Annotated in this window: 20 protein-coding genes; 15 read left to right on the forward strand and 5 right to left on the reverse strand. The window is 71.6% G+C overall.

Annotated elements, in window-relative coordinates; all coding sequences use genetic code 11:
• The first annotated feature begins 87 nt into the window (after window positions 1-87).
• The 3 genes from C2L59_RS31855 to C2L59_RS50470 all read left to right on the forward strand — a co-directional run bounded on the left by C2L59_RS31855 (window position 88) and on the right by C2L59_RS50470 (window position 4379).
• Window positions 88-2550 carry an alpha-L-rhamnosidase C-terminal domain-containing protein gene (locus C2L59_RS31855; protein WP_103353238.1) on the forward strand — a complete coding sequence of 821 codons (2463 nt, stop codon included), beginning with the start codon at window positions 88-90 and terminating at the stop codon, window positions 2548-2550.
• Between the two features lie 146 nt (window positions 2551-2696).
• The gene (locus C2L59_RS31860) at window positions 2697-3548 is read left to right on the forward strand and encodes a PD-(D/E)XK nuclease family protein (protein WP_199199360.1); all 852 of its coding nucleotides are present in this window, start codon (window positions 2697-2699) and stop codon (window positions 3546-3548) included.
• A 12-nt stretch (window positions 3549-3560) separates the two neighbouring features.
• Window positions 3561-4379: a hypothetical protein gene (locus C2L59_RS50470; protein ID WP_370444800.1), complete on the forward strand. Its 819-nt coding sequence runs from the start codon at window positions 3561-3563 to the stop codon at window positions 4377-4379.
• Window positions 4380-4685: 306 nt separating this feature from the next.
• On the opposite strand, the gene C2L59_RS31870 is transcribed toward C2L59_RS50470, so the two are convergent.
• Both C2L59_RS31870 and C2L59_RS31875 read right to left on the reverse strand, forming a co-directional pair.
• Window positions 4686-5999: a hypothetical protein gene (locus C2L59_RS31870; protein ID WP_199199351.1), complete on the reverse strand. Its 1314-nt coding sequence runs from the start codon at window positions 5997-5999 to the stop codon at window positions 4686-4688.
• Window positions 6000-6024: 25 nt separating this feature from the next.
• Window positions 6025-7809 carry a DEAD/DEAH box helicase gene (locus tag C2L59_RS31875; RefSeq protein ID WP_103353239.1) on the reverse strand — a complete coding sequence of 595 codons (1785 nt, stop codon included), beginning with the start codon at window positions 7807-7809 and terminating at the stop codon, window positions 6025-6027.
• A 248-nt stretch (window positions 7810-8057) separates the two neighbouring features.
• Here C2L59_RS31875 and C2L59_RS31880 point away from each other — a divergent pair, with 248 nt between their 5' ends.
• The 3 genes from C2L59_RS31880 (at window position 8058) to C2L59_RS31890 (ending at window position 9615) form a co-directional block, all read left to right on the forward strand.
• Window positions 8058-8693, forward strand: a complete 636-nt coding sequence (locus C2L59_RS31880; RefSeq protein ID WP_199199361.1) for a ferritin-like fold-containing protein — start codon at window positions 8058-8060, stop codon at window positions 8691-8693.
• A gap of 119 nt (window positions 8694-8812) precedes the next feature.
• The gene (locus C2L59_RS31885; RefSeq protein WP_013223016.1) at window positions 8813-9043 is read left to right on the forward strand and encodes a DUF3107 domain-containing protein; all 231 of its coding nucleotides are present in this window, start codon (window positions 8813-8815) and stop codon (window positions 9041-9043) included.
• A gap of 122 nt (window positions 9044-9165) precedes the next feature.
• Window positions 9166-9615, forward strand: coding sequence for a pyridoxamine 5'-phosphate oxidase family protein (locus tag C2L59_RS31890; RefSeq protein WP_233223792.1), 450 nt, complete (start codon window positions 9166-9168; stop codon window positions 9613-9615).
• A gap of 2 nt (window positions 9616-9617) precedes the next feature.
• On the opposite strand, the gene C2L59_RS31895 is transcribed toward C2L59_RS31890, so the two are convergent.
• On the reverse strand, window positions 9618-9935 hold the full coding sequence (locus C2L59_RS31895) for a DUF4873 domain-containing protein (protein WP_103353241.1): 318 nt from the start codon (window positions 9933-9935) through the stop codon (window positions 9618-9620).
• Window positions 9932-10699, reverse strand: a complete 768-nt coding sequence (locus tag C2L59_RS31900) for a TetR/AcrR family transcriptional regulator (RefSeq protein ID WP_103353242.1) — start codon at window positions 10697-10699, stop codon at window positions 9932-9934. Before C2L59_RS31900 ends, C2L59_RS31895 begins: the two co-directional genes overlap by 4 nt.
• A gap of 54 nt (window positions 10700-10753) precedes the next feature.
• Here C2L59_RS31900 and C2L59_RS31905 point away from each other — a divergent pair, with 54 nt between their 5' ends.
• Together C2L59_RS31905 and C2L59_RS31910 are read left to right on the forward strand one after the other, a co-directional pair.
• Window positions 10754-11662: a diiron oxygenase gene (locus C2L59_RS31905; protein ID WP_199199352.1), complete on the forward strand. Its 909-nt coding sequence runs from the start codon at window positions 10754-10756 to the stop codon at window positions 11660-11662.
• On the forward strand, window positions 11659-12552 hold the full coding sequence (locus C2L59_RS31910; protein ID WP_103353244.1) for an alpha/beta fold hydrolase: 894 nt from the start codon (window positions 11659-11661) through the stop codon (window positions 12550-12552). The genes C2L59_RS31905 and C2L59_RS31910 overlap by 4 nt, the downstream gene beginning before the upstream one ends.
• Before the next feature lie 85 nt (window positions 12553-12637).
• Here C2L59_RS31910 and C2L59_RS31915 read toward each other — a convergent pair whose 3' ends face one another.
• Window positions 12638-13264: a TetR/AcrR family transcriptional regulator gene (locus C2L59_RS31915; protein ID WP_103353245.1), complete on the reverse strand. Its 627-nt coding sequence runs from the start codon at window positions 13262-13264 to the stop codon at window positions 12638-12640.
• A 77-nt stretch (window positions 13265-13341) separates the two neighbouring features.
• On the opposite strand from C2L59_RS31915, the gene C2L59_RS31920 reads away from it, so the two are divergent.
• The 7 genes from C2L59_RS31920 to C2L59_RS31950 all read left to right on the forward strand — a co-directional run bounded on the left by C2L59_RS31920 (window position 13342) and on the right by C2L59_RS31950 (window position 22886).
• Window positions 13342-14355 carry an alpha/beta fold hydrolase gene (locus C2L59_RS31920; protein ID WP_103353246.1) on the forward strand — a complete coding sequence of 338 codons (1014 nt, stop codon included), beginning with the start codon at window positions 13342-13344 and terminating at the stop codon, window positions 14353-14355.
• An 81-nt stretch (window positions 14356-14436) separates the two neighbouring features.
• Complete coding sequence (locus C2L59_RS31925; RefSeq protein WP_103353247.1) at window positions 14437-15609, forward strand: DUF3152 domain-containing protein; 1173 nt, start codon at window positions 14437-14439, stop codon at window positions 15607-15609.
• A gap of 94 nt (window positions 15610-15703) precedes the next feature.
• Complete coding sequence (gene moeZ / locus C2L59_RS31930) at window positions 15704-16879, forward strand: adenylyltransferase/sulfurtransferase MoeZ (protein ID WP_103353248.1); 1176 nt, start codon at window positions 15704-15706, stop codon at window positions 16877-16879.
• 87 nt (window positions 16880-16966) lie between these two features.
• Window positions 16967-17764, forward strand: coding sequence for a TIGR02569 family protein (locus tag C2L59_RS31935; RefSeq protein WP_103353249.1), 798 nt, complete (start codon window positions 16967-16969; stop codon window positions 17762-17764).
• A 195-nt stretch (window positions 17765-17959) separates the two neighbouring features.
• Window positions 17960-20008, forward strand: coding sequence for a molybdopterin oxidoreductase family protein (locus C2L59_RS31940; protein WP_103353250.1), 2049 nt, complete (start codon window positions 17960-17962; stop codon window positions 20006-20008).
• Window positions 20005-21432 carry an FAD-dependent oxidoreductase gene (locus C2L59_RS31945; RefSeq protein WP_103353251.1) on the forward strand — a complete coding sequence of 476 codons (1428 nt, stop codon included), beginning with the start codon at window positions 20005-20007 and terminating at the stop codon, window positions 21430-21432. Before C2L59_RS31940 ends, C2L59_RS31945 begins: the two co-directional genes overlap by 4 nt.
• The gene (locus tag C2L59_RS31950) at window positions 21429-22886 is read left to right on the forward strand and encodes a nitrate/nitrite transporter (RefSeq protein WP_370444801.1); all 1458 of its coding nucleotides are present in this window, start codon (window positions 21429-21431) and stop codon (window positions 22884-22886) included. The genes C2L59_RS31945 and C2L59_RS31950 overlap by 4 nt, the downstream gene beginning before the upstream one ends.
• Window position 22887 lies beyond the last annotated feature (1 nt).

Consider the following 22887-nt stretch of genomic DNA (forward strand, 5'->3'; position numbering starts at 1 on the left):
GCGGTTCGTTGACATCGTTGGCACCGCTCCCGCAGCCTGGAGCTCAGCTCAGCGGTTGAAACGATTCAACTTCGTGCGGAGGCCTCGATGAAGTGGCTCAGAGCAGTCCTGCCGGTCACGGTCCTGGTGGCGAGCGGTGTGGTCGCCGCGCCCGCGGACGCGGCGCCCGGCTGGCAGAAGTACGTCGTCGCGCCCTCGAGCCGGGACGTCCCCCCGGTGCGGGTGCTGTCCACCACCGGGGACGTCACCGACCCGGACGGCCTGCTCGGCCGGGGTGTCGCGGTGCTGAAGCGGCAGGCGCCGCCGCCGAAGCCGGGGTGGCCGGCGGGGACCACGGCGGCCGCGTCCTCGTTCCACGCGCCGAACAACGGCGGGAACGGCCAGCCCCGGACGTACGACCCCGGCAACGCCGTCGACGGCAACCCGGGGACGTTCTGGAACGACGACACGATCGGCGCGTACCCCGACGTCCTGACGATCACCGCGGGCGCGCCGGTCGCGCTACCCGGTGTCACCGTGCTGTCCAATGTGGACGGCGTGCCGCAGGACTTCACGGTCGAGGTGCTGGACGCGGGCGCGTGGCGGGTGGCGGCGTCCGTGAGCGGGAACACCGCCGTGCAGCGCGCGGTGGCGTTCGACCGGCCGGTGACGACCGCGCAGGTCCGGATCACCGTGACCAAGGACCAGAACACGCCCTCCGGCGAGTTCAGCCGGGTCGCCGAGGTGTGGCCCGGCGTGGTCGCCGATCCGCCGATGCCCACCGCCGTCGTCGACTTCGGCAAGGTCGTCGCCGGGTACCCGAAGATCGCGTTCGCGGGCGCGTCGGCGAACCACCCCGGCATCCGGGTGTCGACCTCGGAGACCCAGCAGTACCTCGGCGAGCGCTCCGACTTCTCGCGCTCGGACTTCTCGGGCGGCCCGGGCAGCGACCAGATCGCCGTGCCCACGACCCCGACGGCCTGGCGGGACACGAAGGGCTGCGCGGCCGGCACCCAGGTGTGCGCGGACGGCCTGCGCGGCTTCCGCTACCTGCGGATCAGCCTCGACGCGCTGGCCTCGGACGCGCCGTTGACCCAGCCGTCCGGTGAGGTGCGGATCAGCGGCGTCTCGCTCGGCTTCACGCCGTTCCTCGGCACGCCGGACACCTACCGCGGCTGGTTCGAGTCGTCGGACGCCGAGCTGAACCGCTACTGGTACGCGGCGTCCTACACGAACGAGCTCGGCATGGACACGTTCCGCGAGTCCGATGTGGACCCTCGCGGCGCGTTCTCGCCTTCGCTGGACGGGAAGCTGGTGCTGCACGACGGCGCGAAGCGCGACCGTGACCCGTACGTCGGCGACGTCGCGGTGTCCGGCCTGACCCAGTACCTGACCCACCAGGACGGGACGGCGGCTCGGAACGTGCTCGCCGACCTGGCCGACCACCAGCGCGCAGACGGCTGGATCCCGCCCGCGTCGATCAACGACTACACGCTGCCGCTGTTCGACTATCCGCTCTGGTGGGTGACGTCGAGCTGGGACTACGTCCTCTACTCGGGCGACACCGCGTACGCGTCTTCGTACTACCCGCACCTGGTGAAGACGCTCGACAACTGGTACCCGTCGGTCACCGATTCGCGCGGGTTGCTCGCGAAGGGGCTCAACGGCACCGGCGGCTACGGCGACTACGCGTTCCTGCCGCGTACGGGCGAAGTGACGTACTACAACGCGTTGTACGTCCGGGCGCTTCAGGGCGCTGCCGGTCTGGCGCGGGCGACGGGACACGCGGCCGACGCGGAGCGGTGGCTCTCGCGCGCTTCGGGCGTCTCCACGGCGGTGAACCAGTATCTGTGGGATCCGGCGGCCGGCGCGTACCTCGACTCGGCGACGGGTGCGGTGCGGCACGGACAGGACGGCAACAGCCACGCGGTTCTGGCTGGTATCGCGTCTCCCGCGCAGGCGGCTTCGGCGTTGGTGCGGCTCGCGGCGGGTGCGTTGCCGTACGGGAACCCGTTCATGGACAACGACACCCTGGTGGGCGACGGCACGAAGCGCGTGTACGCGTTCACGTCGTTCCCGGAGCTGCAGGCGCGGTTCCGGAGCGGGCAGGCGGCGTCGGCGATCGACCAGATCAAGCGGATGTACGGCTGGATGGCCACGCACGACCCGGGCATCACGGCGTGGGAGGGCATCGGCGAGGGCGGTTCGCACTACGAGCAGGGGTACACCTCGGCCGCGCACGGCTGGTCGACCGGCGTCGTGCCGGCGCTGACGAACGAGCTGCTGGGTGTCTCGCCGACGTCGCCGGGCTTCGCGACCTGGACGGTCGCGCCGCACCCGGGGACGGTTTCGTGGGCGCGAGGAGCGGTGCCGACGCCGAAGGGTGCGTTGTCGGCTTCGTGGTCTCAGCAGGGTTCGGTGTTCTCGCTGACGGTTTCCGCGCCGCGGGGGACGTCGGGCTCGCTGGCGGTGCCTGCGGGTCGTCTGGTGCTGCTGGACGGGCGTCCGCTGCGCGCGGCGGGCCCGCTGACCGTTTCCGGTGGCACGCACACGGTTTTGGTCGTGCGGTGAGCCGGCTTTCCGCGCGGGGCGGCGTCGCCCCGCGCGGAAAGTGTCGGTGACATCCGGGGCTTCGCCCCAGGTCGGGGGCTCCGCCACCCGAACCCCCGAAAAAAGTGTCGGTGGTGGTGCGTAGCGTGGGCGGAGTGAAGGAGCAGATGGGCTTCGACTTCGGCGTCGAGCAACCAGTGCGGCTCATGAAGGTTTCGCCGGCGCGGCTGGCCACCTTCGACGACTGCCCGCGCCGGTACCGCCTCGCGTACCTGCAGCGGCCGACCCCGCAGCGCACCGGGCCGTGGGCGCACAGCACGCTCGGGGCGGTGGTGCACAACGCGTTGCGGGCGCTGTTCGACCTGCCGGTGCTCAAGCGCGTGCCGCAGCGGGCGGTGGCCTTGGTGGCGGAGTTCTGGAAGGACGCGGGCTTCGAGACCGAGGAGCAGGCGGCGCGTTACCGGGCGCGCGCCAAGGGCTGGGTGGCGGAGTACGTCGAGGACAACGACGTCTCGCACGACCCGGTCGGGCTCGAGCGGTGGGTGTCGGCCCCGGTCAGCGCCACACCGGGCGAGCGGCCGTCGATGATCATCGAGGGCCGCGCGGACCGCATCGACGCCCGCGACGGCGCACTGGTCATCGTGGACTACAAAACGGGACGGCGCCCACCGGACGAGTACGAGGCCCGTGCGTCGCAAGCACTGGCGCTGTACGCGGTGGCGGGGGCGCGCACGTTGCGGATGCCGTGCACAACGGTGGAGCTGCACCACCTCCCGACAGGCACGATAGCGGCGGCGGAGCACACGCCGGAGAGCCTGCAGAGGCACCTCCAACGCGCCGGAGAGACCGCCTCCGACTTGAGGTTGGCCACGGATACCCTGGAGGCGGGCGGAGCCGAGGACGCACTGTTCCCACCCCGCCCAGACCGCCGCTGCGCATGGTGCGACTTCCGGCCGAGCTGCGCGGCGGGTCAGGAGGCAGCACCGGCGGCGCAGCCGTGGGACCTGCTCGCGCCCTGAACGGGAGGGAACGTGGCTTCACCGGACACCGACGAACTGGCAACGATCCCGCTGCCTGCAGGGAGCCCGCAGGAGGGAAAGCCCAAGACACCGCAGACCGACGCCGGCCCAGGTTCGGCCGTACCAGCGGCACGGACCACTGAGCAGGAGGCCGACCTCGACGGCGCTGCCCCTCCGGCCGCTACCCGACAGGACGGTTCGGGCGCCGAGGCCGGCTCAGCATCGGCCGTACCGGCGGCGCGCACCGAACCTGGCCAGGTGGCGGCTGCGCTCCTTGCCGAGGCTGCGGGGACCAAGCCTGGCGAGGCGGCGGCTGCGCTCCTTGCCGAGGCTGCGGGGACCAAGCCTGGCCAGGTGGCGGCTGCGCTCCTTGCCGAGGCTGCGGGGACCAAGCCTGGCGAGGCGGCGGCTGCGCTCCTTGCCGAGGCTGGGGGGACCAAGCCTGGCGAGGCGGCGGCTGCGCCCCTCGCCGAGGCTGCGGCGGAGACCGCACCCCAGGAGCGGGCCGAACCCGAGCGGATCGAGCCGGACGGCACTGCCCCTCCCACCGCTACCCGGCCGGGCGGTCGCTGGTGGCGCGGGTTCACCGGCTCGCTGGCGGCCGGCCTCGCGGTCCTCGCGGTCGGCGTGCTGGCGGTGGCGGGCATCTGCCTGTTCACGGGCGCGCCGGGCCCCGGCCCGACCCTGCTGATCGGCCACCCGGTGGCCGCAGTGCTGGCCCTGCTGGCTCAGCGGGTCGCCGACCGCCGCAACGGGCCCGCCGCCCTGGGAGCCGGCGTGGCGGTGGTGCTGTTCACGGTCTCCGCGCTGGTTCTCTTCTGGCTCACCTGACCCCGATCGCGAGCTACCCCGCAATCACGAGTGATGCCCGCCCAATCACGCGAGATGCCCCTCTGATCGCGAGCGATGCCCCGGCGATCACGCGAAAAGCCTCTTCCCGCCCGCCGGGCCACCCCAACCGCGTGACCGGAACCGGAACTCGCGTGATCAAGGCCGGATCTCGCGTGGCCGGAACCGGATCTCGCGTGATCGGGGCCGAGTCTCGCGTGACCAAGGCCGGAACTCGCGTGATTGGGGGCGGAACTCGCGTGATCAGGCGGGCATCTCGCGTGATTCGGGGGGCATCACGGGCCAGCGCTACTTCAGCGCCGCCAGTGTCCCGCCGCGTTGCTCCAGCAGTACCGGACCCGCCGCCGCCAACCGGACCATCCCCGTGTACCCGCGGCGGTCCACCCCGACCGTCCGGACCGTCGATCCGTCGGTCTCGTTCAGGACCGCCAGGCCGCCCTTGATCGGGATCACCAGCTGCTGCGCGAACGTCGCTCCCGGGCCCAACGCGCTGCTCAACGTCCAGCGCGGCGCCAGGTCGTCGCGGGACAGCGCCACCACCTTCGAGCCGCTGAACCAGTACAGGTTCGCCGCCGTCTGGGTGGTTGCTTCGGCTCCCGTCGGCGGGTCGGCCGCCAGGTCGGCCGCCGGGACGTCCAGGGGGTACGCCGCCCGCTGGGTTCCGTCGCCGTTGTAGACCACCAGGAGCTTCTGGTCCGGGAGGGCCACCGCCGTCAGGTCGCCCGACATCGCCACCACGCGGGCTCGCTTGCCCGCCAGCACCGAACTGAACGCCACCTGCGGCTCGTCGTCCTTCTCCGGCGCCGCCTTGTACACCGTCAGGCGGTCCGCCGGGTCGCCCGGGCAGCGCTCGATCACGCCGACCTTGCCCGACGCCGTCGCCACCGTGCCGTACGTGCAGCCCGTGCGCGGCTGCTTGCCCGCGTTGACCAGGGCCGGGACCTGGCCGTACTCGGCGCTCTGCACCAGGTCGTCGCGCCAGGTCGTGAGGAGGGTCTTGCCCGTGGCCGTCACGTGGGAGCCGTCGTCGACCAGCTGGGTGCCCAGCTCCGCGTTGCCGTTGCGCTGGGCCGTGATCCGGCCCGTGGCCGGGTCCAGCTGCGTGACCTCGCTGCAGTTCCGCGACTTGTGGTAGACGGCGTTCAGCCGCCCCCACACCGAGTCCAGGGTGCACAACGGCAGGTCACGCGAGTAGTGCCAGCGGATCTGGCCGGTGAGCGGGTCGCGGACGGCGACCTCGCCGCCGTCCGCGGTGGCGACCGAGTCGCCCGCCACCACCGGGACCGGCGTCACGCCGCTGGGCGCGCTCCAGATCTCCGCCACCGACCCCGGCACCTTGTCCGGGGCCGCGGGCAACGGCGGGGGCGGCCCCGCCTCCGTCCGGTCGGTGGCCGCGCTGTCGCTGGTCACGCCGATGACCAGCGCGACGGCCACCACCCCGACCGCGATCAGCGCCGCGACCAGCCGATCCCGCCCGCGGTTCCACGGCGAACGCCGTGCCTTGACCCGCGGGGCGGGCGGCGTGCTCTCCGGAGCGTCCTCGAGTACGTCCTCGGACCCGTAGGCAGCCGGCTCTTCAGCCGCCTTTTCGCCGTCGCTCACGTACCCGACCCCCGATGGAGAAGCCTCAGTCTGCCGACGCAGGTGTATCAGACGTGGCGGCCGGACGGCGACGGCGGCGTCGGCGAGCCGGGCGCTCGGCGTTCTCGCCGGCCTCCTTCTCGACGGCCGGACCGGTCGCCTCCGGGGCGTTGCCGGTGCGGGTGCGCCGGCGCGTCCGGGTGCGGGCTTCCGAAGCCGGCGCCTCCTCCGAAGCACCGGAAGCGGCCGCGTTGTCCGCCGCCTCGATCGCTTCGGCCGACCGCGAGCCGCCGCGGGTCCGCTTGCGCGGGCTCCGGGCGCGCTTGCGCGGGGCTTCTTCCGAGGCGGGCTCGTCGCGACGACGGCCGCGCTTCTTGCCGCCCAGGTCCTCTTCCTCCTCGGCGGCCAGGCCCGCGCGGGTGCGGTTGGCCAGCGGCAGCCGGCCCTTCGTGCCCTCGGGGATGCCCAGGTCCTCGAACAGGTGCGGCGACGACGAGTACGTCTCCACCGGCTCCGGCTTGTCGAGGCCGAGGGTGTCCGAGATCAGCTTCCAGCGCGGCTCTTCGTCCCAGTCGACCAGGGTGACGGCGACGCCGGTCCGGCCCGCGCGGCCGGTGCGGCCGATGCGGTGGACGTAGGTCTTCTCGTCGTCCGGGCACTGGTAGTTGATCACGTGCGTGACGTCGTCGATGTCGATGCCGCGGGCCGCGACGTCGGTGGCGACCAGCACGTCGACCTTGCCGGAGCGGAACGCGCGCAGCGCCTGCTCGCGGGCGCCCTGGCCCAGGTCGCCGTGCACGGCGGCGGCCGCGAAGCCGCGCTCGACCAGGTCGTCGGCCACCTTCTGCGCGGTGCGCTTGGTGCGGCTGAAGATCATCGTGAGGCCGCGGTCCTTCGCCTGCAGGACGCGGGCGATGACCTCGGGCTTGTCCATCGAGTGCGCCCGGTAGACGAACTGGGTGGTGCGCTCGTGGATGGCGCTCGCGTCGTTCTCTTCGGCGCGGATGTGCGTCGGCTGCTTCAGGAACGTGCGGGCCAGCGTGATGATCGGGCCGGGCATGGTGGCCGAGAACAGCATGGTCTGCCGCTCGTCCGGCACCATCCGGAGGATGCGCTCGATGTCGGGCAGGAAGCCCAGGTCGAGCATCTCGTCGGCCTCGTCGAGCACCAGGCCGCGGACCTTGCCCAGCACCAGGTGCTGCTGCTCGGCCAGGTCGAGCAGGCGGCCCGGGGTGCCGATCACGACGTCGATGCCCTTGCGGAGCGCCTCGATCTGCGGCTCGTACGGACGGCCGCCGTAGATGGCCAGGGTGCGGATGCCGAGGTGCTTGCCGGCGCCCTTGAGGTCGTTCGCGACCTGGATGCACAGCTCGCGGGTCGGGACCACGACGAGCACCTGCGGGGTGCCGTCGCCGGGGACCTGCACGCGGTGCAGCAGCGGGACGCCGAAGCCGAGGGTCTTGCCCATGCCGGTGCGGGCCTGGCCGATGAGGTCGTCGCCGGCCATGGCCAGGGGCAGGGTGAGCGCCTGGATGGCGAACGTCCGCTCGATGCCGGCCTCGCCGAGGGCCTTGACGATCTCCGGCTTGACGCCGAAGGACGCGAAGGTCGGGGCTTCGGGCTCGACCTCGACGCCCGCCTGGAGCGGGTGCGAGGTGTCGAGCGCGGCCGGGCCGGTCTCGCTGTGCTCCAGCGCGACGGCGGGGGTCTGTTCGGTTGTGGGAATTTCTGCGGTCAGGGTGATCGCCTCTCTCGTGACCAGCGCGCACAGCCGTGGGTCCGCTCGACACTCGACCGGGAGTAAACCCTGGTCCCTGGCGCTGGTTTTCAAGCGCGGAACCGGTCCGCCCCGGGAATGCCGGAAGAGGCGTGCACGCACATTGCAGTACGTCGGCAGGCCACGTGACCTGCCTGTTCCCGACGCCGGTATGGCGTACGGAAGCTTGATATCGGACGCCAGTGTACCTGGTCAGCCGTTTTTCGACAGTACCCGCCGCGCCGGAACCAGTGTGATCGGTCTCGTCCCGACACGCCCGGGTGCTTCGGCGATACCCTGCCCCGGTGACCGAGCCGAAAGAGATGTCCGAGGGCGTAGTCGACCTTCTGGGTGTGATCGCCTACCTCGAACTGTCCGCGTTCGACCGGCTGGCGGAGGACGCGCGCAGCGCGCCCACGCTGACCGGCCGCGCCGCGCTGGCGACCATGGCGGCCGCCGAGATCGGTCACTACGGCCTGCTCGCCCAGCACCTGGCCGCCCAGGACGTCAAGATCGAGGACGCGATGGCGCCGTTCGTGGCCCAGGTCGACGCCTGGCACGCCTCGACGCCCCCGAAGTCGTACCTGGAGTCGCTGGTCAAGGCCTACGTGGGCGACGGGCTGGCCGCCGACCTGTACCGGGAGATCGCCAGCTGGCTCGACCCGGAGACCAAGGACCTGGTGCTGACCGTGCTGGCCGACACCGGCCACTCGGCGTTCGCCGAACGCGAGGTCGCGGCCGGCATCGAGGCGGACCCCAAGACCCGCGACAAGCTCGCCCTGTGGGGGCGCCGGCTGCTCGGCGAGGCGCTGACCCAGGCCCAGTACGTCGTCGCCGAGCGCGACGGGCTGGCGGAGCTCATCATCGCCGGCTCGGGCGACCTCTCCGGAATTGCGGCGCTGTTCCGGCGGTTGCAACAGGGGCACACCAAGCGCATGCAGGCGCTCGGCCTGGGCTGAACCCGATGGAGTACCCGGAAGTGACGACGCGGTCGGGCGCGGACATGCGCCACCGGAACGAGCCGGTTCGGTTAGCCTTGGCCGGCACATCCCTTACGAATTTCCAGCGGAGGTCCCACGTGGAGGTCAAGATCGGCATCAAGGACACGCCGCGCGAGCTGGTGGTGTCCAGTGGCCAGTCTCCCGAAGAGGTGGAGAAGCTGGTCGCCGAGGCCCTGACGGCCGGTGACGGGCTCTTCCGCATCAACGACGAGAAGGGGCGCAAGTACATCGTCCCCTCCGACCGCATCGCGTACGTCGAGATCGCCCCCTCGGACGTCCGCAAGGTCGGCTTCGGCGTCGGCGACTGACTCGTAGCCCGCAAGAGCCACCTCGGGACGGGTTCCCGGGGTGGCTTTCGCGTGCCCGGCGGTTTCACCGGATCGTGGTGTTCTGCTTGGAGTGTCGCTTTTCCGCCGCCTAGCTTCGGCCGGTGACCACTCTCGAACCGGCCGCCGTCGCGGATCTCGTGCGGAACACCCTCGCCGCGCACAAGTCGCTGTTCCTCGCCACTTCGGGCAGCACCGGGCCGTGGGTCGGCGGGGTCTACTTCGCCGAACGCGGCGAGTTCACCCTGGACCTCGTGCTCGAGGACCGCGGCCGGACGCTGGCCGCGATCCGGGAGAACCCGGTGGTCTCGGTCGTCGTCTCGACGGGCTCGCCGATGCAGCCGTTCCTGCAGGCCCAGGCGTTCGCCGAGCTCGTCGGCGGTGACGAGGACGCGCGGGTGCGCGAGCTGCTCGTCGCCAAGGTCCCGGAGGCCGCGGCGTTCCTGGGCGCACCGGTCACGGCGGTCCGGCTGACCGTGCCGAAGTGGCGGGCCACGGACATCGTGAACGGCCTGCTGCCCGGCGTGGAACTGCCGGGCCCGCGCCTGCCCTGACCTCAGGCGTTCAGCTCTTCCAGGGTCGTGGGGACGTGGAACGGCGGTGTGCTCGTGCCCGTGATCCGGTACCGGCCCCACGGGTCCGGGTCCGCAAGCTCCCCGGTCGCCGAGTGCTCGCCCGCCTGGATCGAGACGGCCTTCTTCTTGCCGCCCGCCAGCTTGGTCAGCTCCTCGTTCACCGCCACCCGGCCGTACCAGCGGTAGTAGCCGTCGATCGGCTGGAAGTAGCCGCGCAGCTCGACCGTCACCGGTACGGAAACGCCGTCCAGCTCCAGCGTGGCCGGACCGCTGTAGCCGTCTTCGTCGTGCTCGCTCATGATGTTTCCTCCAACGACTCCGCGGCGCGGCCCAGCTGGACCACCTTGTTGGCTTCCAGGGGCTGGTTCGGGTCGATGACCACGCCGTTCTGGCGGGTCAGCCCGTCGATCGCCGCCCAGATGATCTGGGTCAGGTACTCCACGACCGCGTCGCGGCTCATCGACCGGCGGGCCAGCCACCACTCGCCGGTGTTCTGGACCATGCCGACGATGCCGTGCGCCCACGGCTCGGCCGCGCCGGAGTCCATGGTGAACATCCGCATGTAGTCGCCGAGCAGCGCGGTCAGCGCCGACGCGATCAGTTCCTTGTCCTCGGCCACGACGTCCGACGACACCGGCTTCTCCGGCCGCCCGTGCGCCAGCAGCCGGTACAGGTTCGGGTGCTCCTCGATCACGGTGAAGAACGCGTCGAGGGCCATCCGGATCCGCGGCACCGGCGCGAGTTCGGCGTTGATCGCCGGGATCAGCCGCTCGAAGAGGATCTCCGTGCCGCGCTGGCCGAGCGCCACGTACAGGTCGGCCTTGTCGTCGAAGTGCCGGTACAGCACCGGTTTCGTGACGCCGGCCTCCGCGGCGACGTCCTCCATGCCGAGGTCCGGGCCGTGCGTGTCGAGGGCCCGCAGCGCCGCTTCGACGAACTCCTTGCGCCGGGCGATCCGGTGCTTGCGCCAGCGGTCGCGCCGGGCGTCGCCGGTCGCCTCCTCGCCGCGGGAGGGCTTTCCGGGCTGCTTGGTGCGCTTGACACGTTCGATCACGAGGGTCATGCTACGCACAGGTAACTGTTACCTCAAGTTACACATCCGGAAGGGGTGTCGGCAATGACGCGGACGCTGAAGGAACCGGACCGCGAAAAGACCGCGGACCGCCTGCTGAAGTCGTCGGCGAACAAGTTCTACGACCCCGACGTCGACATCGATTGGACCGCGCCGCTGGTCGAGGGCAAGCGGTTCATCCTCGACGAGCGCTCGTCGCTCTACGGCACCGAACTCTGGGAAAAGCTGACTCCGGAACAGCGCATCGAGCTGGGCAAGCACGAGGTCGCGAGCGTCGCGACCACCGGGCTGTGGTTCGAGATCCTGCTGATGCAGATGCTGCTCAAGGAGGTCTACGAGCAGGACCCGACATCCGCGCACGCCCAGTTCGCGCTCACCGAAATCGCCGACGAATGCCGGCACTCGACGATGTTCGCGCGGATGGCGTCGCGGATCGGCTGCCCCGCCTACGGCCCGGTGCCGTGGCTGCGAAAGCTCGCGAAGCTGATGCCGACGATCTCCTACGGCCCGGCGCGCTACGGCGCGATCCTGGTCGCCGAGGAGGTCCTGGACCGGCTGCAGCGCGAGCAGATGAACGACGAAGGCGTGCAGCCGCTGGTCCGGATGGTGAACCGGATCCACGTCCTCGAAGAGGCCCGGCACGTCACCTTCGCCCGCGAAGAGGTCACGCGCGGGATGGCGAAGCTGTCGAAGGCCGAAATCGCCTACCAGCAGTTCATCATCGCGGTCATCTCGTACTTCGTGACGCGGGCGTTCATCAACCCGAACGTCTACAAAGCGGTCGGCATCCGCCCACGCGACGGCGTCGAGGCGGCGCTGAACAACCCGCACTGGCAGGGGACGATCGCCTGGGCCGGGGAGAAGATCATGCCGTTCCTGCAGGAGTCCGGCCTGGTCGGGCTGCCCGGGAAGTACTTCTGGCGCAAGTCGTTCCTGCTCCCGGCGGCCCGATGACCGCCGTCCTCTCGCCCGGGCAGCGGTTCGTGGCGAGCGACGGCGCCGCGCTGAACGTCGTGACCTCGGGGCCCGCGGACTCCGCCGTGACGCTGGTGCTCGTCCACGGCTGGACGCAGGACCACCGGACGTGGGACTTCGTGCTGCCGCACCTCGACCCCGGCCTGCGCGTGCTGCGCTACGACCTGCGCGGCCACGGCGGCTCGGCGCCCGCCCGGCCCGGTGGCGCCACGATCGCCCGGCTGGCCGACGACCTGGCCGAGGTGATCGCCGGCCGCGTCCCGGAAGGGCCGCTGGTGCTGGCCGGGCACTCGATGGGCGGCATGACGCTGATGGTGCTCGCCGAGCGGCACCCGCAGCTGGTCTCGTCCCGGCTGGCGGGCGCGGCGTTCGTGGCGACGTCGTCGGGGGACATGGACCAGCTGACGCTGGGGTTCCCGGGCCTGGTCGGCCGGAGCGTGACGCGGTTCGAGCCGCGGGTGGCGAAGCTGCTGGCCGGGTTGCGGTCGGACACGCTCCGGCTGCGGCCGGGCCTGGTCCGCTCGGGCGCCCGGCGGCTCGTGTTCGGCGTTCGCCCCGGACGTGCGCAGGTGGACAGCGTCGTCGAGCAGCTGCTGGCCGCACACCCGGCGAGCGCCGGGAGGTTCCTGGACGCGATCGCGGCCCACCGCGGCGTCGGCGGCCTGGGCGCGTTGTGCGACGTGCCGTCGGTGGTCCTGGCGGGGGAGAAGGACCGGCTGTGCCCGCTGGCGCACGCCAAGGTGATCGCGGACGAGCTGCCGCACGCGGAGTTCGTGCGCTACCCGGGCGCCGGCCACATGCTGCCGCAGGAGCGCCCGTTCGAGGTGGCCCGCCGGATTTCCGCGCTGGTCCGCGCCGCCGCCCGCTGACCCCGAGGCGGCACCAAGGCCGCCGTCCGCTGACCAAGGCGGCGCCAAGGCGGCACTTTCACGTGAAAGTGCCGCCTCGGCGGGGTCAGGAGTCCTTGAGGGGGAAGCCGCCGCCGATGCCGCGCCAGGCCAGGTTGGCCGTCAGCGCAACCGCTTCCTCGCGGCTCATCGACTGGTGGTGGGCCAGCCAGAACCGCGCGCTGACCTGGCTCATCCCGACCAGCCCGACCGCCAGCAGCCGTGCCTTGTCCTCGTCGAGGCCCGCGTCCGCCGTGATCGTCTCGGTGATCGCGTCCACGCTCGCCGTCGTCGCCCGGTCGACCGCTTCCTGGACCGCCGGCTCGCCGCGCAGGTCCGACTCGAACACCATCCGGAACGCGCCCGCGTCGTTGCTGACGAAGTCGAAGAACGCCCCGACCGTCGCCGGGACGCGCTGGCGGTTCTCCGTGGTCGAGTCCAGTGCCGTCTGCACGCGCTTGACCAGCTCGTCGACGTGGCTCTCCAGCAGCGCGATGTACAGATCGAGCTTGCCGGGGAAGTGCTGGTACAGCACGGGCTTCGACACGCCCGCGACCTCGGCGATCTCGTCCATCGCGGCGGCGTGGTAGCCGTTCTCGGCGAAGACCCGCTGCGCCGCGGCGAGGAGCTGGGCCCGGCGCTCGGTCCGGGGCAGCCGCACCCCACGTTGCTGCACCCGCGTCATCTCCGTCATGCTCGTCCTCCCGTCATCGCTTCTTCGACGGGCGGGGTCGCCACCGCGTGAAGTCGCCCTGAAGATTACTCGCCGGTATGTATGCCGTGCCACGGGTCGGGCATTCTGGACCTGTGAACACCCCCGCTCCGGCGCGGCCGCCGCTGACCCACGTGCCGCTCTCGACCAGGGCGTTGCCTTCGCTCGACCCGGTCCCACCGCCGTGGCCTGCGGCCTTCGAAGAGGCCGGCACCGCCCGGCTCCACGTCCGCCGCACGCCGGGCCCGGACGGCGTGCCCGCCGTCTACGTCCACGGCCTCGGCGGCTCGTCGACGAACTGGACCGACCTGGCCGCGCTGCTCGCCCCCGTCGCCGGCGGCACGGCGATCGACCTGCCCGGCTTCGGCTACTCCGAACCCGAAGAAGGCTTCGACTTCACGCTCCAGGCGCACGCCGACGTCGTCGTGAGGCACATCGAGGCCGTCGGCGGGCCGGTGCACCTGTTCGGCAACTCGATGGGCGGCGCGATCGCGCTGCTGGTCGCGGCCCAGAAGCCGGAGCTGGTCAAGACGCTGACGCTGATCTCGCCGGCGGTGCCGGACCTGCGTCTCGACCCGCGGCGGCTGTCGGACCCGCGGATGGCGTTCGCCTACCTGCCGCTGGTCGGCGCGCGCGTGCGGGCCCAGCTGGCCGCGCTCGGACCGCGGGAACGCGCCGCGCAGGTCATCAAGCTGTGCTTCGCCGATCCGTCGCGGTTCCCGCAGAGCCGGCTCGACGAGCTGACCGAGGAACACGGCGCCCGCGCCGGATTCGCCTGGGCCGCGCCCGCGATGGCGCGCAGCACGTTCGCGATCTTCCGGGCGTGGTCGACGCTGGGGAAGGCGTCGCTGTGGTCGGTCGCGCCGCTCGTCAAGGCGCCGACGCTGGTCGTCTGGGGCCGGCAGGACCGCGTCATCTCGGTGAAGCGCGCCGCGCGGACCGCGCGGGCGATCCCGCGGGCCCGGTTGCTGGTGCTCCCGCGGACCGGGCACGTGGCGCAGATGGAGCGCCCGGTCGTCGTCGCGAAGGCCGTCCTGGGCATGTGGGAGCACGTCGAAGCGGGCACTTGGTAGGCCGATCGGGTGACGGCGGGTTCACCCGATGATGCGCCAGTCGCCGATAACGGTTCGGTGGCGCTGTGGCACTCTGGTGCGGTGGACCGGGTGAAGCAGGACGCGCGAGGCGAAGATCGGCGGACGCCGCACCGCGCGTCGGCCCGCCGGACGCCGGACGCCGAGGACCACCCCCGCACCGGCCAGTACCGCCCGGCCAAGGCGCCGGCGCAGCGCGTCGACGAGGACCGCTACCGCCCCGGCGGTCGCCGGACCAGCGCCGAGCCGCTGAGCGCGTCCTGGAAGCCGAAGGTCGAGCCGCGGCCGAAGGAGCCGGCCGAGGAGCCGTCGAAGTCGGGCATCGCGAAGCTGACGAAGACCTACGGCTGGCGCGTCTACGCCCTGCCGATCCTGGTCGTGCTGACCGTGCTCGTCGTGGTCAACACGGCCAACAGCCCGGCCCAGCCGATCGCCGAGCAGGGGGCCGGCGAGTCCGCGACCGGCGTCGACCCGGCGGGCGGCGACGGCTCCGGCGGCGCCATCGACGGCAACGGCGAGCAGCCCATCCCGGAGAACCCAGCCACCCCGGTCGACCTCAAGGTGCCGACCGCGGACCTGCCGGAGGGCATCCCGTTCACGCAGGCGGGCGCGGGCAAGTGGCACGTCGTTCCGGGCACCGGCCCGAAGATCGGCAACGGGAAGCTGTACACCTACACCGTCGAGGTCGAGGACGGCATCGACCCGGCGAGCTACGCCGGTGACGACGCCTTCGCCACGGCCGTCCAGGGCACGCTGTCGAACCCCACCCAGGGCTGGACCTGGGACGGCAAGATCGCGTTCCAGCGGGTGGACGTCAACTTCCCGAACCCGTCGTTCAGGGTGAGCCTCACCACGCCGGAGACCACCCACCGGCCGAACGCCTGCGGGTTCCAGATCAAGTTCGAAGCCTCCTGCTACCGCAAGAGCCTCGGCCGGGTGCTGATCAACCTGGCCCGCTGGGTGCGCGGCGCCAAGGCGTACGGCCCCGACATGACCGGGTACCGGCAGTACGCCATCAACCACGAGGTCGGGCACGCCCTGGGCAACCAGCACGTCGGCTGCCCCGGCACCGACCAGCCGGCGCCGGTGATGATGCAGCAGTCGTTCGGCGTCTCCGACGACTACGTGTCGATGCTCAACGACATCCCCGGCGGCGACAAGGGCAAGGTGGCCAAGGACGGCCGCATCTGCAAGACGAACTCCTGGCCGAACCCCACCCCGCAGCCGCAGCAGTAGCGCTGTCCCGCAATGTGGAACCGGGAAGGCTTATTTGCCTGCGCGCGTTGTGCATAGTGGGATGGACGCGATACGCGCGCGAGATGGAGGACCCATGTCAGCACTGCCGCCGCTCGTCGAGCCGGCTGCCGAGCTCACCAAGGAAGAGGTGGCCCGGTACAGCCGTCACCTGATCATCCCCGACGTCGGGGTGAACGGGCAGAAGCGGCTGAAGAACGCGAAGGTCCTGGTGATCGGGGCCGGCGGCCTCGGCAGCCCCGCGCTGCTGTACCTGGCCGCCGCCGGGGTCGGCACGCTCGGCATCGTCGACTTCGACGTCGTGGACGAGTCGAACCTGCAGCGCCAGGTCATCCACGGCCAGTCCGACGTCGGCAAGCTCAAGGCCGCGTCCGCGCAGGAGTCGATCGCGGAGATCAACCCGCTGGTCAAGGTGCACCTGCACACCGACCGGCTGGACTCCTCGAACGCGCTGGAGATCTTCGGGCAGTACGACCTGATCGTCGACGGCACCGACAACTTCGCCACGCGCTACCTGGTGAACGACGCCGCGGTGCTGCTGGGCAAGCCGTACGTCTGGGGCTCGATCTTCCGGTTCGAAGGCCAGGTCAGCGTGTTCTGGGAGGACGCGCCGAACGGCAAGGGCCTCAACTACCGCGACCTCTACCCGGAGCCGCCGCCCCCGGGCATGGTCCCCTCCTGCGCCGAGGGTGGCGTGCTGGGCGTGCTGTGCGCGTCCATCGGCTCGATCATGGTGACCGAGGCGATCAAGCTCATCACCGGCATCGGCGAGACCCTGCTCGGGCGGCTGATCAGCTACGACGCGCTGGAGATGAAGTACCGCGAGGTCAAGATCCGCAAGGACCCGGACACGCCGAAGATCACCGAGCTGATCGACTACGAGGCGTTCTGCGGGGTCGTGTCCGACGAGGCTGCTTCGGCCGCGTCGGGCAGCACGATCACGCCGGCGGAGCTCAAGGCCAAGTTCGACAGCGGCGAGAATTTCGCGCTGATCGACGTCCGCGAGTTGCACGAGTACGAGATCGTCAACATCAAGGGCGCAACGCTGATCCCGAAGGACCGGATCCTTTCGGGTGAGGCGCTGGCCGAGCTGCCGCAGGACAAGCCGATCGTCCTGCACTGCAAGTCGGGTGCCCGGTCCGCCGAGGCCCTCGCCGCCCTGCACGCGGCCGGTTTCAAGGACGCGACGCACCTCGGCGGCGGCGTGCTCGCCTGGGCGAAGCAGATCGACCCGAGCCTGCCGACCTACTGACAGTGGGTGTTCGCCCGGCCGGGAAACCGTGTGTGAGCAGCGCGTCTTCTCATTCGTGGAACCCCCCGGCCGGGTAACGTCACGCTCGTGCGGTCAACCCTCGAACGTCCTCCGGCGCACGTCTGCGCGGCCTTCGGCGGCCCCGCCGGCGTCGCCGAGCGGCTGCCGGACTCGACGGCGTGGCGCGTCGGCGACCTCGTGCTCAAGCCGGTCACGGACAAGGTCCGGACGCTGTGGACCGCGCACGCGCTCGACTACGTCCGCGAGCCGGACTTGCGGGTCGGCAAGCCGGCCCGCTCGACGGACGGCCGCTGGATCGTCGGCGGCTGGACGGCATCCAGGTTCATCCCCGGCACGCCGGAGCACCGCGGCGACGCCTCGGTGCTGGCGGCGGTCAAGCTGCACCGCGCGACGGTGGGCCTGCCCCGGCCGGACTTCCTCGACGCCCGCAAGGACGTCGACGCGGTGGCCGACCGCGTGGCGTGGGAGGAATTCGAGGTCCCCCTGGAGGAGACGAAGGGCGGCCGCTGGTTCGAGGTCCTCGCCGGCGCGCGCCGGCCGATCGGCCTCCCAGCACAGGTGGCCCACGGCGAGCTGCTGGCGGGCCTGCTGTTCGACGGCGATGCCGGCCCGGGTCTGGTCGACTTCGTGCCGTACTACCGCCCGGGCGAGTACGGCGCGGCAATCGTCGCGGTGGACGCGCTCGCATGGGGCGGAGCGGGCCGCGACCTGCTGGAACGCTGGGCGCACCTGCCGGAGTGGCCACAGCTGCTGCTGCGCGCGGTGTTGTTCCGACTGGCGTCGAACGCACTGAACCCCCGCTCGACGCAGGCATCGTTGGACGGCCTGCGCGCGGCGGCGCGCGAGGTGTCCGGCGTCTTGTGACCCACATCGCAAAGCCCACGGGTCATCCCGGCAATGCGGCGCTGACCTCCGCACTCCCGCCAGGTGGACAGCGATCTCACCGGCTGACCGCCGGACACACAGCCGTAATGTCAACTGCCTGAAACATTCGGTCGAATCCGGTTAACAAGGCCTCCTTAGCGTCAGGGCAAGCCCGAAACGCCGAGGAGGTGCCCGATGCCGCAGGTCGACACCCACTGCCCGTACTGCGCCCTGCAGTGCGGGATGAGCCTCGACGGCACCCGCGTCACGCCGCGGGACTTCCCGGTCAACGCCGGCGGCCTGTGCCAGAAGGGCTGGACGTCCGGCTCGCTCCTCACCAGCCCGAAGCGGCTGACCACGCCGATGCTGCGCGTGAACGGTGCACTCGAGCCGGTCAGCTGGGACTTCGCCCTCGACTACGTCGCCCGCAAGCTGGCCGAAATCCAGGACGCACACGGTCCGGACGGGGTCGCGATCTTCGGCGGCGGCGGGCTGACCAACGAAAAGGCGTACCTGCTGGGCAAGTTCGCCCGGGTCGCGCTCGGTACCTCGCAGATCGACTACAACGGCCGGTGGTGCATGTCGTCGGCCGCCGCCGCGGGGATGAAGGCGTTCGGGGCCGACCGGGGGATGCCGTTCCCCGTCACCGACCTCAAGGACGCCGACGTCGTGCTGCTGGCCGGGGCGAACCCGGCCGAGACGATGCCGCCGTTCACCCAGCACCTGCGCGGCAGCGACCTGATCGTCGTCGACCCGCGGCGCACCCCGACCGCCGAGCTGGCCAGTCTGCACCTGGCCCCCGCGCCCGGCACGGACCTCGCGCTGGCGCTGGGCATCCTGCACGCCGTCGTCGAAGGCGGCCACCTCGATTGGTCCTATGTGGACGACCGGACGAGCGGCTTCGCCGAGATGTGGCGGATCGCCGCGAGCTGGTGGCCGGAGCGTGCCGAGCGCGTCACCGGTGTCTCGGCCGCCGACATGCGACTCGCCGCCGAGAAGCTCGCCAACGCCCGCAACGCCTACGTCCTCACCGCGCGCGGCACCGAGCAGCACGCCACCGGCACCGCGACCGTCGGCGCCTGGATCAACCTCGCGCTGGCCCTCGGCCTGCCCGGTCGCCAGGGTTCCGGCTACGGCTGCCTCACCGGCCAGGGCAACGGCCAGGGCGGCCGCGAGCACGGCCAGAAGGCCGACCAGCTGCCCGGCTACCGCAAGCTCGACGACCCCGTCGCACGCGAGTACGTCGCCGGCGTCTGGGGCGTCGACGCGGACAGCCTGCCCGGCCCCGGCCGCTCGGCGACCGAACTGCTCGACGCGCTCGGCCAGGAGGACGGCCCGAAGGCACTGATGGTCTTCGGCAGCAACGTGGTCGTCTCGGCGCCGCGCTCGCAGCGTGTCCAGGACCGCCTGACGTCGCTGGACTTCCTGGTCGTCGCCGACTTCGTGCTGTCGGAAACCGCGGCGCTCGCCGACGTCGTCCTGCCGGTCACGCAGTGGGCCGAAGAGGACGGCACGCTCACCAACCTCGAAGGCCGGATCCTGCTGCGGCGCCGGGCGTTGACACCGCCGCCGGGTGTCCGGTCCGATTTGGACGTCCTCAGCGGACTCGCCGGGCGGCTCGGCCAGCCGGACGGCCGGTTCCCGGCCGACGCCGAGACGGTGTTCGAGGAGCTGCGGATCGCGTCGAAGGGCGGCATCGCCGACTACTCCGGCGTCAGCTACGACCGGCTGCGCGACGGTGAGGCCCTGCACTGGCCGGTGCCGGAGAGCGACCACCCCGGTACGCCGCGGATGTTCCTCGACACGTTCGCCCACCCGGACGGCCGCGCGCGGTTCGTGCCGGTCGAGCACACCGGTCCGGCCGAGCTGCCGGACGACGAATTCCCGTTGCAGGCCACCACCGGCCGCGTGCTGCAGCACTACCAGTCGGGCACGCAGACGCGGCTGATCAGCGAGCTCAACGAGGTCGTCCCCGAGGCGTTCGTCGAGGTCCACCCGGACACCGCCAAGCGTGCCGGGCTCGAAGAAGGCGATCGGGCGCTGGTCCGGTCGCGTCGCGGCGAAACCGTGGCAAAAGTGCGATTCGTCCAGTCGTTGAAACCCGACCTCGTCTTCCTGCCGTTCCACTTCCCGGGTGAGCAGCGCGCCAACCTGTTCACCAACCCGGCGCTCGACCCGGTCTCCCGGATGCCGGAGTTCAAGGTGTGTGCCGTGTCCTTGTCTACAGTGGATGGTGCCGCGTGAGCCCTCGTGAAGTCGTCATCGTCGGCTACGGCATGGCCGGGGCCCGGCTCGCCGACGAAATCCGCCGCCGCGACCCGATCGCCGAGCGGGTGCGGCTGACCGTCCTCGGCGCCGAAAAGCACGCCGCCTACAACCGGGTGCTGCTGTCCGCCGTCGTCGCCGGCGGGATGAGCGCCGAGAGCGTCCGCCTGCACGACGACGAATGGGCGCAGCGGCACAACATCGACCTGCGGCTCGGTGTCGACGTCGGCCGCATCGACCGCGAGAAGCGCTGTGTCGAGCTGGCCGACGGCTCCGCCGTCGACTACGACGCCCTGGTCCTCGCCACCGGCGCCAACCCGTGGATCCCGCCGGTGGAGGGCCTCGAAGCCGGACCCGGCGTGGTTGCCTTCCGCAGTCTCGACGACTGCGCCAAGATCCTCGACGCCGCCCGCTTCGGCGCGCCGGTCGCGGTGCTCGGCGGCGGCCTGCTCGGCCTCGAAGCCGCCCGCGGCCTGGCCGGGCGCGGCAACCAGGTGACCGTCGTGCACCCGCTCGGCCACGTCATGGAACGCCAGCTCGACCCGGCCGCCGGGCACGTGCTCGCCCGCCAGCTGACCGGCATGGGCGTGACGTTCCGGTTCGGCGCCACCGCCGCCCGCTACCTGCCCGGCGACGGGCTCAAGCTCGACGACGGCAGCCTCGTCCCGGCCGACCTGGTCGTGGTCGCCGCCGGTGTCCGCGCCGAGACGAGCCTGGCCGCCGAAGCCGGCCTCGACGTCGACATGGGGATCCTCGTCGACGACGTCCTGCGCACCAGCGACGGCCGCATCCACGCCCTCGGCGACTGCGCCCGCCACCCCGGCGCCCCGGCCGGGCTGATCCAGCCCGCCTGGGAGCAGGCCGAGGTCCTCGCCGACGTCCTGACCGGCACCAACGCCGCCGCCCGCTACCGCGGCACGACGGCGGTCACCCGGCTCAAGGCCCGCGGCATCGACCTCGCCGCGCTGGGCGAGACGCAGCTCGAAGCGTCCGACGGCGGCGCCGAGGTGCTGACGTTCAACGACCCCACCGGCGGCCGGTACGGCAAGCTCGTCGTCCGCGAAAACCGCGTGACCGGGGCGATCCTGCTCGGCCTGCCCGACGCGGCCGCGACCATCACCCAGTTCCACGACCGCGGGACGCCGCTGCCGGAAGACCGGCTCGCCGTCCTGCTCGGCCGCGCGCTGCCCAGCGGCAGCACCCCCGCGGCCAGCCCCGGCGACCTGCCCGCGGCGGCGGTGATCTGCCGCTGCAACAACGTGACCAAGGGCCGGCTGATCGAAGCCTGGAAGGCCGGGGCCACCGACACTCCCGCACTGGCGCGGGCCACGCGAGCGACGACGGGCTGCGGCGGGTGCACCGACACCGTCGGCGGCATCGCCAACTGGCTCGCGGCGCAATGACCGACCCGACCCGCACTGAGGAGAACGCCGTGGCTGTAATCCCTGGGGCCGAGCCCCAGACCCCAGCCGGGGGGCAAGCCCCCCTGGACCCCCCGAAGGCGGCCAAGGGAAAGCACTGGATCGAGCACTGGGAACCCGAGAACGAGCAGTTCTGGGAGTCGACGGGCAAGAAGATCGCCCGCCGCAACCTGTGGTTCTCGGTCTTCGCCGAGCACATCGGCTTCTCGATCTGGACACTGTGGTCGGTCATCGTCCTGTTCATGGGCAAGGACTACGGCTTCTCGGCCGCCGACAAGTTCCTCCTCGTCTCGACGCCGACGCTGATCGGCGGCCTGATGCGGCTGCCCTACACCTTCGCCGTGGCGAAGTTCGGCGGTCGCAACTGGACGGTCGTGTCGGCCGTGCTGCTGCTGATCCCGACCACGCTGGCCGCGATCGTGCTGCACCCCGGCACGTCGCTCGGCACGTTCCTGCTGGTTGCGGCCCTCGGCGGCGTCGGCGGCGGCAACTTCGCGTCGTCGATGACGAACATCAACGCCTTCTACCCGGAGAAGCACAAGGGCTGGGCGCTCGGGCTCAACGCCGGCGGCGGCAACCTCGGCGTCGCGGCGATCCAGCTGGTCGGGCTGCTGGTGATCGGCACGGCGGGCGCGACCGTGCCGCGGCTGGTGCTGTTCGTCTACCTGCCGCTGATCGTCGTCGCCTCGGTGTGCGCGTACTTCTTCATGGACAACCTCGCCACGATGAAGGGCGACACCAAGGCGATGCGCGAGGTCGTCAGGGACCCGCACACCTGGGTGATGTCGTTCCTCTACGTCGGCACGTTCGGCTCGTTCATCGGCTACAGCTTCGCTTTCGGCCTGGTGCTGCAGAACCAGTTCGGCCGCACGCCGCTGCAGGCGGCCGCGGTGACGTTCCTCGGCCCGCTGCTCGGCTCGTTCTCCCGGCCGACCGGCGGCTGGCTGGCCGACCGCATCGGCGGCGGCAAGATCACCTTCTTCACGTTCATCGGGATGGCAGTGGCCACGGTCGTGCTGATCCTGGCTTCGACCTCGAAGTCGCTGGTGCTGTTCACGGTCGCGTTCGTGGTGCTGTTCGTGCTCACCGGCATCGGCAACGGCTCGACGTACAAGATGATCCCGGCCATCTTCCGCGCCAAGGCGAAGGTCGCCATCGCCAACGGCGCCGAGGAAGGGGCCGAACTGCTGCGGGCGCGGCGGCTGTCCGGCGCGCTGATCGGCCTGGCCGGCGCGATCGGCGCCGAAGGCGGCCTGTTCATCAACCTGGCGTTCCGGCAGTCCTTCGCCGACGCGCACAGCGGGGTGCCCGCCTTCGTCGGGTTCCTCGTCTTCTACGGGCTCTGCTTCGCCGTCACCTGGGCGGTCTACCTGCGCAAGCCCGCCGAACAGCCCACGAGTGAGCGCGGTCTGGCGCTCGCGGGAGCGGAGGTCTGAG

The organism is Amycolatopsis sp. CA-128772, assembly GCF_002904295.1.
Taxonomy (GTDB): Bacteria; Actinomycetota; Actinomycetes; order Mycobacteriales; family Pseudonocardiaceae; genus Amycolatopsis.

What these genes read in the sequence shown, in the direction of transcription:
- C2L59_RS31920 (WP_103353246.1), top strand. Translation starts at nt 13,342, where the DNA reads ATGTATGCCGTGCCACGGGTCGGGCATTCTGGACCTGTGAACACCCCC.
- C2L59_RS31940 (WP_103353250.1), top strand. Translation starts at nt 17,960, where the DNA reads ATGCCGCAGGTCGACACCCACTGCCCGTACTGCGCCCTGCAGTGCGGG.
- C2L59_RS31900 (WP_103353242.1), bottom strand. Translation starts at nt 10,699, where the DNA reads ATGACCCTCGTGATCGAACGTGTCAAGCGCACCAAGCAGCCCGGAAAG.
- C2L59_RS31880 (WP_199199361.1), top strand. Translation starts at nt 8,058, where the DNA reads ATGTCCGAGGGCGTAGTCGACCTTCTGGGTGTGATCGCCTACCTCGAA.
- C2L59_RS31950 (WP_370444801.1), top strand. Translation starts at nt 21,429, where the DNA reads ATGACCGACCCGACCCGCACTGAGGAGAACGCCGTGGCTGTAATCCCT.
- C2L59_RS31855 (WP_103353238.1), top strand. Translation starts at nt 88, where the DNA reads ATGAAGTGGCTCAGAGCAGTCCTGCCGGTCACGGTCCTGGTGGCGAGC.
- C2L59_RS31895 (WP_103353241.1), bottom strand. Translation starts at nt 9,935, where the DNA reads ATGAGCGAGCACGACGAAGACGGCTACAGCGGTCCGGCCACGCTGGAG.
- C2L59_RS31860 (WP_199199360.1), top strand. Translation starts at nt 2,697, where the DNA reads ATGGGCTTCGACTTCGGCGTCGAGCAACCAGTGCGGCTCATGAAGGTT.
- C2L59_RS31915 (WP_103353245.1), bottom strand. Translation starts at nt 13,264, where the DNA reads ATGACGGAGATGACGCGGGTGCAGCAACGTGGGGTGCGGCTGCCCCGG.
- C2L59_RS31910 (WP_103353244.1), top strand. Translation starts at nt 11,659, where the DNA reads ATGACCGCCGTCCTCTCGCCCGGGCAGCGGTTCGTGGCGAGCGACGGC.
- moeZ (WP_103353248.1), top strand. Translation starts at nt 15,704, where the DNA reads ATGTCAGCACTGCCGCCGCTCGTCGAGCCGGCTGCCGAGCTCACCAAG.
- C2L59_RS31905 (WP_199199352.1), top strand. Translation starts at nt 10,754, where the DNA reads ATGACGCGGACGCTGAAGGAACCGGACCGCGAAAAGACCGCGGACCGC.